9 protein-coding genes are annotated in these 15,386 nt (G+C 71.1%); 5 read left to right on the top strand and 4 right to left on the bottom strand.

What is annotated here, in order from left to right:
• The first annotated feature begins 73 nt into the window (after nt 1-73).
• The 5 genes from ACIBBD_RS15350 (at nt 74) to ACIBBD_RS15370 (ending at nt 6,126) form a co-directional block, all read left to right on the top strand.
• Nucleotides 74-1,843, top strand: a complete 1,770-nt coding sequence (locus tag ACIBBD_RS15350; protein ID WP_399419871.1) for an ABC transporter substrate-binding protein — start codon at nt 74-76, stop codon at nt 1,841-1,843.
• A 120-nt stretch (nt 1,844-1,963) separates the two neighbouring features.
• Entirely contained in the window at nt 1,964-2,944 is a 981-nt protein-coding gene (locus tag ACIBBD_RS15355) for an ABC transporter permease (RefSeq protein ID WP_399419872.1), read from the top strand.
• 55 nt (nt 2,945-2,999) lie between these two features.
• Nucleotides 3,000-4,037, top strand: a complete 1,038-nt coding sequence (locus ACIBBD_RS15360; protein ID WP_399419873.1) for an ABC transporter ATP-binding protein — start codon at nt 3,000-3,002, stop codon at nt 4,035-4,037.
• A 26-nt stretch (nt 4,038-4,063) separates the two neighbouring features.
• Entirely contained in the window at nt 4,064-5,116 is a 1,053-nt protein-coding gene (locus ACIBBD_RS15365) for an ABC transporter ATP-binding protein (protein ID WP_399419874.1), read from the top strand.
• Nucleotides 5,117-5,340: 224 nt separating this feature from the next.
• Nucleotides 5,341-6,126: a BTAD domain-containing putative transcriptional regulator gene (locus ACIBBD_RS15370; protein WP_399419875.1), complete on the top strand. Its 786-nt coding sequence runs from the start codon at nt 5,341-5,343 to the stop codon at nt 6,124-6,126.
• 167 nt (nt 6,127-6,293) lie between these two features.
• Here ACIBBD_RS15370 and ACIBBD_RS15375 read toward each other — a convergent pair whose 3' ends face one another.
• The 4 genes from ACIBBD_RS15375 to ACIBBD_RS15390 form a co-directional block, all read right to left on the bottom strand.
• Nucleotides 6,294-9,608, bottom strand: coding sequence for a BTAD domain-containing putative transcriptional regulator (locus ACIBBD_RS15375; RefSeq protein ID WP_399419876.1), 3,315 nt, complete (start codon nt 9,606-9,608; stop codon nt 6,294-6,296).
• A 387-nt stretch (nt 9,609-9,995) separates the two neighbouring features.
• Entirely contained in the window at nt 9,996-10,502 is a 507-nt protein-coding gene (locus tag ACIBBD_RS15380; protein WP_399419877.1) for a DinB family protein, read from the bottom strand.
• 447 nt (nt 10,503-10,949) lie between these two features.
• Entirely contained in the window at nt 10,950-12,857 is a 1,908-nt protein-coding gene (gene typA, locus ACIBBD_RS15385; RefSeq protein WP_399419878.1) for a translational GTPase TypA, read from the bottom strand.
• Nucleotides 12,858-13,088: 231 nt separating this feature from the next.
• Nucleotides 13,089-15,275, bottom strand: a complete 2,187-nt coding sequence (locus ACIBBD_RS15390; RefSeq protein WP_399419879.1) for an ABC transporter family substrate-binding protein — start codon at nt 15,273-15,275, stop codon at nt 13,089-13,091.
• Nucleotides 15,276-15,386 lie beyond the last annotated feature (111 nt).

The raw sequence follows: 15,386 nt of genomic DNA on the forward strand, positions 1-15,386 counted from the left end.
CCCTTCAGGACCACGGCAAGGACGCCGGGGTGCCGGATCTCTCTCATCACTCTCACTTCCAAGGCAGGATGCGATGTCCTTTTCGCGTAGAAACTTCCTGATAGCCACCGGCGTTGCCGCCGCCGCGGGCTCCGTGCTGACCGCGTGCAGCAGCGGTGACTCGACCAGCAACACCGGCGGTGGCGGTGGCAAGCAGGAGGCCGCCAAGGCCAACGCGACCGTGGTCAAGATCGGTACCGCGGAGGACTCGAAGGGCCCGGCCCCCGAGGTCTCCGGCGCGAAGAAGGGCGGCACCGTCTACCTGCTGAACGACGACGACTTCTCGCACCTCGACCCGCAGCGCATCTACTACGCCTGGAACTCCCTCGCGGCGATCGTCATCTCCCGCACCCTGACCGGCTACAAGGTCGCGGACGACGGCTCCATGACGCTGGTCGGCGACCTCGCCACCGACACCGGCACCATGAAGGACGGTGGCAAGACCTGGTCCTTCACCCTGAAGGACGGCGTCAAGTGGGAGGACGGTTCCGACGTCACCGTCGACGACGTCCGCCACGGCTTCGAGCGCGCCTTCGCCAGCTACATCACCGAGGGCGCCAACTACGTCCAGCAGTGGCTGACGGGCAGCGCCGAGTACCGCAAGGCCTACCCCGGCCCGTACGGCGGCAAGCACCTGAAGTCGATCGAGACCAGCGGCAAGACCATCACCTTCCACCTCTCCGAGGCGCGCCCCGACTTCAACTACGTGGTCGCGATGCACACCTACGCGCCCACCCCGGTGAAGAAGGACACCAAGGAGAACTACGACAAGAAGCCGGTCTCCAACGGTCCCTACAAGATCCAGTCGCACACCACCGACAAGTCGATGGTCCTGGTCCGCAACACGAACTGGGACCCGGCCACCGACCCGATCCGCAACGCCTACCCGGACACCTTCCAGTTCAGCTTCGGCATCGAGCAGCTGACGGCCATCGACCGTCTGCTGGCCGACACCGGCAACGACCAGTACGCCGTCAGCTGGCGGACCATCCCGCAGGAGCGCGTCCAGAAGGCGCAGACCGAGGCCAAGGACCGCGTCTTCTCGGCCCTGAGCAACGGCGTCAGCTGCTACTGGATCAACACCAGCCGGGTGACGGACAAGGCCGTCCGCGAGGCCCTCATCAAGGCCTGGCCGACCGCCGCGATCCGTCAGCTGCAGGGCGGCGCGGTCCGCGGTGACTACGCGACCGGCATCATGAGCCCGCTCGTCGCCGGCTACGAGTCGCAGGACGTCTGGGGCAAGCTGAAGAACCCGGCGGGCGACCCGGCCGCCGCGAAGAAGATCCTGGAGAAGGCCGGCAAGTCCGGCGCCAAGATCGTCTACGCCTACCAGCAGGACGACACCCAGTCGAAGATCAAGGTCGTCATCGAGAACGCCCTGAAGGCGGCCGGCTTCGACGTGGTCACCAAGCCCGTCGACTCCACCACCTGGTACGACCAGATCGGCAAGCTGGACAACCCGTTCGACGTCTACTGGGGTGGCTGGTCCTCCGACTGGCCGACCGGTTACTCGGTCTTCGACCCGCTGTTCGCCAGCAAGAACGTCGTCGACCAGGGCCAGAACTACTCGCACCTGAAGGACCCGGCGATCGACGCGGCGATCAAGGCCGCCACCGCCGAGCCCGACCAGGACAAGGCCAACAAGATGTGGGCGGCCCTGGACAAGCAGGTCACCGAGACGGGCGCCTTCATCCCCGACGTGTACATGAAGCGCATCTACCTGCACGGCTCCAAGCTCGGCAACGTCAAGATGGACCCGAACTTCGACGGCTGCATGCTCTACAAGCTGTACGTCAAGGCCTGATCCATCCCCTGAGAGGTGGGGGCGGCACCCGCCGTCCCCACCCTCGGCTCGTCCTCGTGGCCCCCGGTCACCCCGGTTCGGCCCCTCCGCACGACGGCCCTCCCAGGAAAGCCACTCCCCATGCTTCGCTTCATCGCCCGCCGTCTCCTCGGCGCCGTGATCACGCTGCTGATCATCAGCGCGGTCACCTTCATGCTCTTCTACGCGGTGCCGCGCGACCCGGCCCGGCTGGCCTGCGGCAAGCTCTGCACGCCGGAGACGCTGGAGGTGATCCGCCACAACATGGGGATCACGGACTCTCTGCCGGTGCAGTACTGGCACTGGCTCACGGGCATCTTCGTCGGCCGGGACTTCGCGTCCTTCGGCAACTGCGACGCGCCCTGCCTGGGCTACTCCTTCGTCAACCGCGAGCCCGTCCTGGCGACCATCTGGGACCGGTTCCCGACCACGCTCTCCCTGGCCCTCGGCGCGTCCGTGGTGTTCCTGATCTTCGGTGTCGGCATGGGCATGGTGGCCGCCATGAAGCAGGGCAAGGCAGTCGACAAGATCGCCAGCAGCGCCTCGCTGGTCGCCTCGTCGATGCAGATCTACTTCGTGGGCACGCTGGCCCTCTACTTCTTCGTGTACCAGTGGCACATCCTGGACCAGCCGTCGTACACCAACTTCTCCACGAACCCCGGCGCGTGGTTCAGCGGGCTCATGTTGCCCTGGATGATCCTGGCGCTCATCTTCACCGCGAACTACACCCGTATGACGCGCTCCCAGATGGTCGAGACGCTCAGCGAGGACTACGTCCGCACCGCCCGGGCCAAGGGTCTGTCCGGACGCACCGTCTTCTTCCGCTTCGCCTGGCGCGGCGCGATGGGGCCGATCGTCACCATCTTCGGTATCGACCTCGGGGTCCTGCTCGGCGGCGCGATGATCACGGAGAAGACCTTCAGCCTTCAGGGCATCGGCATGCTCGCCGTGAAGTCCGTGCAGACGAGCGACCTGCCCATGCTGCTCGGCGTGATGGTGCTGACCGCCTCCTTCGTGGTCGTCGCCAACATCGTCGTGGACGCCTGCTACGCGCTCATCGACCCGCGTATCCGGCTCGCCTGACCCCCGCCCGCCCCCGCCAGCCAGCTCTCGCATCACCCCCCTCTGGAGCGTCCCCGTGACGAGCACCGATCAGCAGCCCTTCCTGTCCCTCAAGGACCTGAAGGTGCACTTCTCGACCGAGGACGGCGTCGTCAAGGCCGTCGACGGTCTCTCCTTCGACCTCGAACGCGGCAAGACGCTGGGCATCGTGGGTGAGTCGGGATCCGGCAAGTCGGTCACCAACCTGACCATCCTGGGCCTGCACAACCCGGACAGCACCCTGGTCGAGGGATCGATCGTGCTGGACGGCGAGGAGCTGAACGGCGCTCCGGAGAAGACCCTGGAGAAGCTGCGCGGCAACAAGATGTCGATGATCTTCCAGGACGCGCTGACCTCGCTGTCGCCGTACCACACGGTGGGCGCACAGATCGCCGAGACCTACCGCAAGCACACCGGGTGCTCGAAGACGCAGGCCCGCGTGCGGGCGGTGGAGATGCTGCGGCGGGTCGGCATCCCCCAGCCGGAGATCCGGGTGGACGACTACCCGCACCAGTTCTCCGGCGGTATGCGCCAGCGCGCGATGATCGCCATGGCGCTGGTGTGCGACCCGGAGCTGCTGATCGCCGACGAGCCGACCACGGCCCTCGACGTGACCGTGCAGGCGCAGATCATGGACCTGCTGAAGGACCTCCAGAAGGAGTTCGGCACCGCGATCATCTTCATCACGCACGACCTGGGCGTGATCGCCGACATCGCCGACGACGTGCTGGTGATGTACGGCGGCCGGTGCGTGGAGCGCGGCACGAAGCAGGAGGTGCTGCGCGACCCGCAGCACCCCTACACCTTCGGCCTGCTGAGCTCCATGCCGAGCCTGGACCACCCGGTGGACGTGCCGCTCAACCCGATCCCGGGTTCGCCGCCCTCGCTGCTGAACCCCCCGTCGGGCTGCCGGTTCCACCCGCGCTGCGCCTTCGCCGAGAAGGTCGAGGGGGGCCTGTGCCGCAAGGAGCGTCCGCTCCTGGAGATCGTGGACGGACGCGGTTCCGCCTGCCACCTGACCGCCGGCCAGCGCCGCGAGTTCTTCGGCGACCTCGCCGACAGCGCGGCCAACTGACGTACAAGAGACGGGATTTCACCACCATGAGCAGCACCACTCCCCTCCTGGACGTCTCCGGGCTCACCAAGCACTTCCCGATCAAGGGCGGCTTCCCGATCCGGCGCACGGTCGGCCACGTCCAGGCCGTCGACGGGCTGGACTTCCAGGTCGGTGAGGGCGAGAGCCTCGGCCTGGTCGGCGAGTCCGGCTGCGGCAAGTCGACCACCGGCCGGCTGATCACGCGTCTGCTGGAGCCGACCGGCGGGACGATCAGGTACCAGGGCAAGGACATCACCCACGCCAACCGCAAGCAGCTGGCGCCGGTCCGGTCCGAGATCCAGATGATCTTCCAGGACCCGTACGCCTCGCTGAACCCGCGGCAGACCGTCGGCAAGATCATCTCCGGTCCGATGGAGATCAACGACATCAACCCGGACGGCGGACGCGAGAAGCGCGTGCGCGAGCTGCTGGAGATCGTGGGTCTCAACCCCGAGCACTACAACCGCTTCCCGCACGAGTTCTCCGGCGGTCAGCGCCAGCGCATCGGTGTCGCCCGCGCCCTGGCGCTGGAACCGAAGCTGATCGTGGCCGACGAGCCGGTCTCCGCGCTCGACGTCTCCATCCAGGCGCAGGTGGTCAACCTGCTCCAGCAGGTCCAGCGGGACCTCGGCATCGCGTTCGTGTTCATCGCCCACGACCTCGCCGTCGTACGGCACTTCTCGCAGCGCGTGGCCGTCATGTACCTCGGCAAGATCGTGGAGATCGCCGACCGCGAGGACCTGTACGGCAACCCGCGCCACCCCTACACCCGGGCGCTGCTGTCCGCCGTGCCCGAGGCCACGGTGGAGGAGACCCCGCGGGAACGCATCCGGCTCCAGGGTGACGTGCCGTCCCCGATCAACCCGCCCTCCGGCTGCCGTTTCCGCACCCGCTGCTGGAAGGCGACGGAGAAGTGCGCGACCGAGGCCCCGCCGCTGGTCCAGGTCGCGGGCAACAAGCCCGGCCACCTGACGGCCTGCCACTACCCCGAGACGGCGGACGCCAAGGACACCGTCCCGGCTCCGCGTCTCGCCAAGGACCCCGAGGCGGCGGCCTGACACACCCCCGTACCGTCGGCCGCCTCCTTCCGGAGCGGACTTTCCCGGCCCCTCGCCCACGAACGTCCGGTCCCGGTGACGAAGGCCCGCGCCCACCCGGCGCGGGCCTTCTCCCCTCTCCGGGCCCCGTCCCGGCCCGCCGTGCAGGATCCGTGCGGCAGCCGAACACCCGGCGCGCACAGTGGTGACTCCAGTGGTTCTAGGTACGGGGTACGGGGAACGCCATGGACATTCAACTGCTGGGCTGCGTCGAGGCGCGCGCCCACACCGGCGGCAGGCTGCCGCTTCCGCACGGCACGCGGCTGCTGCTGGCGGCGCTGGCCTGGACCCCGAACGCCTTCGTGGCCGACGAGGTGCTGATCGAGCGGGTGTGGCCGGAGCGCAGGCCGCAGCGTCCACTGGACGCCCTGTACATCCAGGCAACCCGGCTGCGCAAGGCACTGCGGGCGGACGGCCTCGGGGACGACGGTTTCAAACTGTCCCGCAGGCGCGGCGGATACGTCCTCGCGATCGACGAACAGAGCGTGGACACCGCACGGTTCCGTGCCCTGGTCCGGCAGGCCCAGCACGCCGTGCGCGCCGGGGACGCCGACACCGCCCTCGCCCTGTACGGCCGCGCCCTGGAGCTGTGGCGGGGGGAGCCGCTGTCCGACGTGCGGACGGCGTGGGCGGAGTCGGCCCGGGTGACGCTGCGGCGCGAGCACCGGGAGGCACTGGTCGGCAGCACCGAGCTGTACCTGCGGGCGGGACGGCACGAGGAGTGCCTGCCGCAGTTGCACTGGCTGGCCGACATGCACCCCTTCGACGAGAAGGTCACGGGCCTGCTGATGCTCGCCCTGTACCGGGGCGGACGGCAGGCCGACGCGCTGGACTGCTTCCAGCTGCTCCGCCTGCGGATGGTGGACCTGCTGGGCTGCGAGCCGGGCCCGGACCTGCGCGCCCTGCACGAACGCATCCTGACCGGCGACGCGTCCCTGCTGCTGGGCGTTCCGTACGCGGCGTCCGTGTGAGACCGGTCGGGGTGAGGCCGGTCGGTCGTGGCGGCGGCCAGGAGTGACGGCGGCGGCCGGCACGGTGGTCGGCCGGGGCGGCCGTCCGCCGTGGCGCACGCCGACCGTGGCAGTGGACGGCCGTGAGAGCGGTCCGGTGGCGGCCGGCCCCCGTGCCGGTTGGGGGTTCAGCCGTCGAAGTGCTCGGTGAGGTACAGGGTGAGGCGGGAGGCCGCGTCCGGGGGCAGGTCGTGGTGGCCGTGGTGGTGACGGGTGGGTGAGGCCGGTTCGAGGGGTGGGGAGCCGATCGCCGCGAACAGGGCCGTGGCCTGCGCGCGGGCGGCCCGGGCCGGCTCGGTCCGCTGCAGGGCCTGGTGGGCCGCGGCCAGGGCGAGTGCGGCGCGGGCGTGCAGCAGGCGCTGGCCGGAGTCGCGGGCCAGGGCGGCCGCCTCCTCCGCCGCTTCCCGTGCCCGTACCGGCAGACCGGTCTCCAGCAGCGTCACCGAGGTGGCGATGCGGACGCGCGGAAGTGTGAGGGGGTTGCCGTCGGCCGCCAGGCGGGCGGCCCGCTCCAGCTGGTCGAGGGCGTCGGCGGGCCGGCCGAGGGCGCGGGCCAGGGCGGCGCGTTCCAGCAGGACCTCGACGAGGCCGGCGCGGTGTCCGGTGCGTTCGGCGATCTCGAAGGCGGCGTCGAGGTCGTCGGCGGCCTCGTCCACCCGGCCCGCGCGCAGCTTGAGGCCGGCGAGTCCGGCGAGGGAATCGACCTGGCAGTTGCGGTTCTCCACCCGCCGGGAGACGGCGAGGGCGTCCTCGTAGGCGAGCAGGGCGCGGGCGTCCTGGCCGGCGTCGGCGCGCACCCGGCCCAGGGTCTCCAGGGCGACCGCCTCGGCGTAGGTGGATCCGGAGTCGCGGCAGACGCGGAAGCAGGTGCGCAGCGCGGCCACCGCCTCCTCGAACCGGGCCTGCTTCTGCCGGACGAGGGCGAGGTTGACGAGGGCCATCGCCCGATTGTGGTGGGCCGCGTCGCCGATCAGCGCGAGGGCGTCGCCCGCCGCCCGCTCGGCCGCGTCGAGGCGGCCGAGGGCGAGGTTCAGGGACGCCGTGTTGATCAGCATGATCTCTTCGTTCTTGACGTTGCCCAGGACGCGGTAGAGGGTGAGCGCCCGGTCGTAGCAGGGCAGTGCGCGCAGCGGCTCGCCCAGCAGCTTCAGGGTGACGCCCTTGCCCTGGAGGCTCGCGGCCTCGCCGTAGCGCCAGCCGGCGCGGCGTGCCAGCTCCTCGGCCGCCTCGTACTCGACGAGCGCGCCGCGCAGGTCGCCGTTGCGCCAGCGGGCGTGGCCGACGGACATGCGCATCGCGGCCTGGCCCTCGCGGTCACCGGAGCGTTCGGCGACCTCCCGGGCGAGGGTGGCCAGGCGCATCCAGTCGGCGAGCGGACGGCGGTGGTGGAAGAGGTCCTGGAGCGCGTCCACCAGCCACCACACGAAGGGGGCGGGCCCGTGTTCGGCGGCGTGCCCGATCGCGGCCGCGATGTCGTCCCACTCTCCGTCGAACCAGGCGTACGCCTCCTCCGCCGTGGTGAACTCCCGGGGCAGGGAGCCCTCGACGGGGTCCGGGCAGCCGCGCATGACGTACAGGCCCGCGGTCGCGGCCGCGTTGACGACGCTCTGCAGGTAGTGGTCGAGGACCCGGGTGACAGCGGCCTCCCGCTCGGCGGGGCCGTCCTCGGCGGCGGCTCGGTCGCGCGCGTACTCGTGCACGAGGTCGTGCCAGGCGGGGCGGCCGAGTTCGACGTCGCGCAGCAGGTGGACGCGCTGGGCGAGCCGGAGCAGGTCGGCCGTGTGCGGCTCGTCGAGTCCGGCGGCCGCGGCGGCGGCCGCCACCGACCGGCCGGTGCCCGGCAGCAGCCCGAGCGACCGGAAGGCCCGGCGTCCCTCCTCCGGCAGCACCCCGTACGACAGGTCGAGCGCGGCCCGTACGGCGACGGACTCCTCGCCCTCGACGTGCAGCCGGGCCAGCCGGCCGCGATCGGCCAGGTCACGGACGTAGGCGCGGATGCTGCCGGGCCGGTCGCCGATCCAGGAGCCGGCCACGCACAGGGCGAGGGGCAGCCGGTCGCAGAGTTCGACCAGCCGGGCGGCGGCCTCCGGGTCGGCGGCGACGGCGTCCGCGCCCACCGCGCCGCTGATCAGCTCCAGCGCGGTGGCGCGGTCGAGGACGTCGCAGGAGAGCCGGTACGCCCCGTCCAGGGTGACCAGCCCGCTGAGCTTGTCGCGGCTGGTGACCAGCGTGAGGGAGCCCTCGGAGGCGGGCAGCAGCCGCCGTACGAAGGACGCGTCGGCCACGTCGTCGAGGACGATGAGCATCCGGCGGTCCGCCAGCAGCGTCCGGTACAGCGCGGTTTGCGCCTCCGGGCCGAGCGGGATGTCGCGCGGGGCGCAGCCCAGGCCCTGGAGCAGCAGCGGGAGTGCCTCCTCGGGGGTCATCGGCTCGGCGTCGTCGAAGCCGCGCAGGTCGAGGAAGAGCTGTCCGTCGGGGAAGCGGTCGGCGACCCGGTGGGCCCAGTGCAGGGCCAGGGCGCTCTTGCCGACGCCGGCCGGTCCGACGATCAGGGCGAGCGGTTCGGCGGTGCGCAGACAGGAGTCGAGGCGGTCGAGTTCCTCGGCGCGGCCGACGAACCGGCGTGGAGCGGGCGGAAGTTGGCGGGGAACGCGGCGCTCGGCGGGAGCGGGTACCGTGCCGGCCCCGCTGGGGATGTCGCCGCCGAGCAGGCGCTGGTGCAGGGCCCGGACCTCGCGCGACGGCTCCATGCCCAGCTCGTTCACCGTCCGGCGGCGCAGCGCGGAGTACAGCTCCAGTGCCTCGGCGCTGCGGCCGTCCTGCTGCAACGCGCGCATCAGCAGGGCGTGCGGACGCTCACGCAGCGGGTGGGCGGCGGTCAGCCGGAGGAGTTCGGCGATCGCCTGCCGGTGCCGGCCGGTCTCGATCTCGGCCTCGGCGACGCCCTCACGGGCCACGAGGTGCAGTTCGCCGAGCCGTTGCCGCTCGGCCTCCCGTACGGCCACCTCGGGCAGGTCGGACAGCGGTTCGCCGCGCCACAGGGCGAGGGCCCGTTCGCCCAGGCGCCGGGCGGTCGGCCAGTCGCCGCCGGCCGCGGCGCGGGAGCCGTCACGGATGAGGTCCTCGAAGGCGAGCAGGTCGAGTTCGTCGGGGCCGGCGTGCATGACGTAACCCGGCCGACGGGTGGTCAGCAGGGTGGGTCCGGAGGGGCCGAGGGCGCGCCGGACCTCGGCGACCAGGGCCCGCACCCGGGCCGCGCCGGCGCCGGGCGGACGGCCGTCCCACAGGAAGTGGACCAGCCGGTCGACGGACACGACGTGGTTGGCGTGCAGCAACAGCACCGCGCACAAAGCGCGCTGACGCCCGGTGAGCACGACGGCCCGCCCGTCGATCTCGACTTCCAGGGGGCCGAGCAGATGGAAACGAGGTCGGGGGGTGAGCATTCACAGAACGTAGTCCAGGGCTGACCACCGGGCAACGTCTGCCCTTTCGAACAGGGTGCGAGGGACCGAACGGGCAACGGGATTCGGCCACGGGGGCAGCAGAGCTCCAGCCCCACCGCCGAGCCGGTGAGCCGGCGAGCCGGCGGGGCGGGGCGGGCGTCGCGCATCCCCCGTCGGTCGCCCGCCCCGCGCACACCACCCTGGCCGAGCCCTCTTTCCGGGCTCCTTCAGCGGCCTTTCGCCGCTCTTTCCACGGTCTTTCAGAACCCTTCAGTCGCCCTTCAGCCCCAGCGTTCCCCCAGCGGTCCCCCAGCGGGCCTCTGGCGGTCCTCCAGCAGGGTGTCAGCGGGATGTCCGCCGTGGCCCGGCGCCCCCTCGGGGCAATACCTAGACGCCGGTGCTGCCGTCGATGAGCTCGCGCAGGATGTCGAGGTGGCCGTTGTGCCGGGCCGTCTCCTCGGTCAGGTGCAGCAGGATCCAGCGGAGGTCGACGGAGACACCCTCGCGGACCTGTCCCACGGCCCGGGTGTCGAGATCGTGCTCGGCGACCAGCTTCCGGTACCGCTCGGCCTGTTCGGCGTACTCGTCGAGCAGCCGCGCCGGCGGGATGTCGACGGCGATGCGCATCTCGCGGTCGGGGTCCTCGTCGGTCCAGGGGCCCTCGTCCTCCTCCCCGAGGAACACCACCTGGAACCAGTAGTACTCCACCCAGCGCAGGTGGTTGATCAGGCCGCTCGGGGTCATCAGTGGCGAGGTCGGCAGGGGCGCCCTGCGGGCGTCCTCGTCGGAGAGACCCTCGCACTTGGCGCGCACGGTGTCGCGGGCGTAGTCGAGGAAGGTGGTGAGCTGGGTGCGCTCGTCCCACGCGGGAGGCATGTCGTCGATTCTGGTCATCGGAAGGAGCATGTCCGGCCGGGGCGGGTGATGTCGAGGGAAAAAAGACGGCGCCGATGATCTTCGACCATCACCGTGGCGACGGCGACGCCGGGTGTACGGCTTCGTGGAGGGGTACCGGATGCGGGTCACCCGCCGGATCCGCAGGCCTCCGTGCCCGGTGGTCGCCGCCCGCTGGGGCCCGTCTCAGCGGCGCAGCTGAGGGCGCCGAAGGGCTCGAAATCGACCCCGTCGCCGTCGTCGTGGCCGAACGGGGGGGCCGGAGCGGCGGCGACCGCGAAACGGACGTGGTCCCTGGATGCCGGGCGGGAGGCTCCGAGTATCGGACACAGTGCCGTCGCGGTGCCGTGAGGCGCCTCGAGAAAGCGGGTCGCGAAAAGCCCGGGCACCCCACGAGGGGGCACCCGGGCTCAATGACGGAGCGTCAGCGACTCACGTGACCGCTGATCAGCCGTGCTTGGCGCGGCTCGCGGCGCGGGCGCGCTCGCGGGCGTCCAGGTTCACCTTGCGGATGCGCACCGCCTCCGGGGTGACCTCCACGCACTCGTCGTCGCGGCAGAACTCCAGCGACTGCTCCAGCGACAGCCTGCGCGGCGGCACGATCGACTCGGTCACGTCGGCCGTCGAGGACCGCATGTTGGTGAGCTTCTTCTCCTTGGTGATGTTGACGTCCATGTCGTCGGAGCGGGAGTTCTCACCGACGATCATGCCCTCGTACACCTCGGTGCCCGGCTCCACGAAGAGCACGCCGCGCTCCTGGAGGTTCGTCATCGCGAACGCGGTGACGGCACCGGCGCGGTCGGCGACCAGCGAACCGTTGTTGCGGGTCTGCAGGGTGCCGAACCAGGGCTCGTGGCCCTCGTGGATGGAGTGGGCGATGCCCGTGCCGCGGGTCTGGGTGAGGAACTCGGTCCGGAAGCCGATCAGACCACGGGACGGCACCACGAACTCCATGCGCACCCAGCCGGAGCCGTGGTTGGACATGTTGTCCATCCGGCCCTTGCGGACGCCCATCAGCTGCGTGACCGCGCCCATGTGCTCCTCGGGCACGTCGATCGTCATGCGCTCGACCGGCTCGTAGACCTTGCCGTCGACGTCCTTGGTGACGACCTGCGGCTTGCCGACGGTCAGCTCGTAGCCCTCGCGGCGCATGGTCTCGACGAGGATGGCCAGCGCCAGCTCGCCGCGGCCCTGGACCTCCCAGGCGTCGGGACGGTCGGTCTCGAGGACGCGGAGGCTGACGTTACCGATCAGCTCGCGGTCGAGGCGGTCCTTGACCTGGCGGGCGGTGACCTTGCGGTCCTTGACGGCGGCCTTCGCGTCGGCGCCCTTGCCGGTGCCGCCGCGGCCGACCAGCGGCGAGGTGTTGGTGCCGATGGTCATGGAGATCGCGGGCTCGTCGACCGTGATCAGCGGCAGCGGGACGGGGTTCTCGGTGTCCGCGAGGGTCTCGCCGATCATGATGTCGGGGATGCCGGCGACGGCGCAGATGTCACCGGGGCCCGCCTTCTCGGCCGGCTTGCGGGTGAGCGCCTCGGTCATCATCAGCTCGGAGATGCGCACGTTGGAGACCGACCCGTCGCGCTTCATCCACGCGACGGTCTGCCCCTTCTTCAGCTCGCCCTGGTGGACGCGGAGCAGCGCGATACGGCCGAGGAAGTTGTCGGCGTCCAGGTTGGTGACGTGGGCCTGGAGCGGGGCGGCCTCGTCGTAGGTGGGGGCCGGGATGTGCTCCAGGATCGTGGAGAAGAACGGCTCCAGCGAGTCGGAGTCGGCCGGTACCGTGCCGTCCTCCGGCTTGGTCAGCGAGGCGACGCCGTCCCGCCCGCAGGCGTAGACGATCGGGAACTCGATCTGCTCCTCGTCGGCGTCCAGGTCGAGGAAGAGGTCGTAGGTCTCGTTGACGACCTCGTCGATCCGGGCGTCCGGCCGGTCCGTCTTGTTGATGCAGAGGATGATCGGCAGCCGCTGCTGGAGAGCCTTGCGCAGCACGAAGCGGGTCTGCGGCAGCGGACCCTCGGAGGCGTCCACGAGCAGGACGACGCCGTCGACCATCGACAGACCGCGCTCGACCTCGCCGCCGAAGTCGGCGTGGCCGGGGGTGTCGATGATGTTGATGGTGATGACGTCGCCGCCATCCTTCGGGTGGTACTTCACCGCCGTGTTCTTGGCCAGGATCGTGATGCCCTTCTCACGCTCCAGGTCGTTCGAGTCCATCATGCGGTCGTCGACGGAGTCGAGCTGGTGGGCGGCGAAGGCACCGGCCTGCTTCAGCATGCCGTCGACGATGGTCGTCTTGCCGTGGTCGACGTGAGCGACGATGGCTACGTTGCGAATGTCGTGGCGCGTGGCCATAAAGCGGCGTTCTCCCGGAGTGTGAGGACCGGCCCTGCTGCGTACGTCCGTGTTACGCGGGCCCTGCCGGGCTTGACACGCCACGGCCTCACCCCATGGTACGTGGCCCCGCGACGGACAACCTCCGCAGGGCCACGAGGCTCATCTCACCCCGGCGGTCACCGGGCCCCTCACCTGGTCCGTCACCGGTCCGTCACCTCGCGTCCCGGACCGGCCCCGCCGAGATCCTCGTCACTTCTCGGACGGGCTCGCCGAGATCCTCGCCCCCTTCTTCAGGAAGCCCATGTCCTCGTAGACCGGCGTCTGGAAGCCGAAGGCACCGGCGTTGACCACGTTCTTCTTCGCGGCAGTGAGCTGGGGGCGCTGGTAGAGGGGAATCGATCCGGCAGCCGCCCAGATCCGGGCGTCGGCCTTGCGGAGCAGGGACCGCTCCTCCTCCTCGTCCAGGGTCGAGATCGCCTGGTCGAACAGCTGGTCGACCTGGTCGGTGCCGACCCGGGTGTAGTTCTGCTCGACGCTCAGCGACCCGTCGGCGGCCGGCACCGGCTTGGCGTAGATCGGCCGGGCGTCGGTGGCCGGGAAGGCGGAGGCGGGCCAGGAGTACAGCGCCAGGTCGTACTCGCCGGAGGCGATGTGGTCCTTGAAGTAGCTCTCGCCGGAGACCTTGGTGAGCTCGGTGCGGATGCCGACCCGGTCCAGCATCCGGGTGATCCGTCCGGCGACCGCGTGCAACGGCTCGGATCCGGCGCCGGTCGGCAGCACGAACCGCAGGGTGAGCGCCTTGCCGTCCTTGGCCAGCGCCCCGGGTGCGGGGCCGGCCGGGGCGGCGGTGCCCCGGGGGGCGTAGGCGCCGGGCGCGCCGTTCCTGTCGACGTACTGCTTGCCGTCCTGGGCGAGCTGCCTGCCGTGGTCGCCGCCGTGCTCCCCGTCCGCGCGGCCCGGGGCCTTGTCGTCCTGGCCGACGATGTACGTGCCGTCGTCACCGCCCTCGGACGGGACCTCGCCGGCCTTGTCCAGCCCGGACTTCTCGCCCTGGGCCCCGGCGGCCTTCTCCGTCTTCTTCCGCTCCTTCACCGGGCCGCCGGGAACCCATCCGGCGTCCGCGAGCAGCGCCTGCGCCTCCTTGGTGTCCTGTCCGCCGAGCGCCCCGCTGTTGTCGGCGTAGGCCTCCTGCCCGGACAGGGCGAGATGGCTGCCGACGGGCACCGCGGGCAGGCCCAGCGGCTCGAGCACCACCTCGACCAGTTCCTCGCGGTCCAGCGCCCGGGCCACCGCCCGGCGCACCCGCTCGTCGGCGAGCGGACCGCCGGCGCCGTTCAGGGCGAGCTGGGTGTAGGCGGGTTCCAGTGACTTGCGCACCTCGTAGTCCCGCAGCGCCTTCTGCTGGCGTTCCCACGTCGCGACCGACTTGCCCAGCTCCCTGCGGGCGTGCAGCTCGTCGTTGGCCGCCTCCTCGTCGGAGCCGTGGGCGAGGGCCCAGGAGCTCAGCGCCTTGGCAGCGCTGCGGCCGCCGGGGCCGGCCAGCGGTCCGGCCCCGCCCTGGGCGGCACCGTCGATGCGCCGGGCGGCGGCCGGGTCGATCTCGGCCAGGTCGATCTCCCCGGCGGCGAGCGCGGCGGCCCGCCGGTCGCGCTTGACGGCCGTCAGGACGATCTCGGAGAGCTTGGCGGGCTGCCCCCACCAGCGCGGATTGGGCGCGAGCCGGATCCGGCCCTTCTCCCGGTCGACCGACTTCAGGGCGAACGGCCCGGCGGTGACCTTCAGCTTGCGCCGCGCACCGTCGTTGAAGGAGTCGGGCGTGCCCATGACGTCCTTCGGGTACAGCGGGGAGAACAGCGACTGCCAGTCGGCGTAGGAGCGGCGGAAGGTGACCCTGACCTCGAGGTCGTTCGCGCCGCGCTCGATCTTCTCGATGCGGTCGTAGCCGGCGTTGCGGGCGGTCCAGTAGGCGCTGTCCCTGCCGGACAGGGCGCGCCACTGGGCGGCGAAGTCGGCGGCGCCGATCTCACGGCCGTCGCTCCACACCGCCTGCTGGTTGAGCTTGTACAGGACGACCTGTTTGGGCTCCGTCTCGACGACCTTGGCGGACTCCAGGTAGTCGGCGTTGCGGGCGGGCCGCCCGTTGGCGTCGAGCCGGTACATCGACGGCAGGACGGCCTGGGCGACCCGGGTGGTGGTGGCGTCGGCGTCCGCCTGGAAGGTGTTGAAGGTCTCCGGGACGGTGTCCACCGCCCAGCGCAGGGTGCCGCCGTCGGCGACCTGGGCGCGGGCGGCCCGGGCGATGTCCTGCGGGGCCAGCGGTTTGCCGGCCTGGTCCTCGGTGCCGCAGGCGGCCAGCGCGGGGACCGCGAGCGCACCCGCGGTGAGGAAGGCGACCGAGCGCATGACCGCGCGCAGTCTGACGCCGTCGTGGGACATCTCAGGTACCTCCGGGGGGCCACTCCCGCCACTGACACGGGTGCGTTATGTTCACATTTGGCGGTATTTTGGAGCTGATCTGATCTACGGACCACTGAAGAGGAAAGGGTT

Source organism: Streptomyces sp. NPDC051315, assembly GCF_044455165.1.
GTDB lineage: Bacteria > Actinomycetota > Actinomycetes > Streptomycetales > Streptomycetaceae > Streptomyces.

Excerpts from the sequence above, each read along its gene's own strand:
- ACIBBD_RS15350 (WP_399419871.1), top strand. The coding sequence starts at position 74 with ATGTCCTTTTCGCGTAGAAACTTCCTGATAGCCACCGGCGTTGCCGCC.
- ACIBBD_RS15355 (WP_399419872.1), top strand. The coding sequence starts at position 1,964 with ATGCTTCGCTTCATCGCCCGCCGTCTCCTCGGCGCCGTGATCACGCTG.
- ACIBBD_RS15365 (WP_399419874.1), top strand. The coding sequence starts at position 4,064 with ATGAGCAGCACCACTCCCCTCCTGGACGTCTCCGGGCTCACCAAGCAC.
- ACIBBD_RS15370 (WP_399419875.1), top strand. The coding sequence starts at position 5,341 with ATGGACATTCAACTGCTGGGCTGCGTCGAGGCGCGCGCCCACACCGGC.
- ACIBBD_RS15375 (WP_399419876.1), bottom strand. The coding sequence starts at position 9,608 with ATGCTCACCCCCCGACCTCGTTTCCATCTGCTCGGCCCCCTGGAAGTC.
- ACIBBD_RS15380 (WP_399419877.1), bottom strand. The coding sequence starts at position 10,502 with ATGACCAGAATCGACGACATGCCTCCCGCGTGGGACGAGCGCACCCAG.
- typA (WP_399419878.1), bottom strand. The coding sequence starts at position 12,857 with ATGGCCACGCGCCACGACATTCGCAACGTAGCCATCGTCGCTCACGTC.
- ACIBBD_RS15390 (WP_399419879.1), bottom strand. The coding sequence starts at position 15,275 with ATGTCCCACGACGGCGTCAGACTGCGCGCGGTCATGCGCTCGGTCGCC.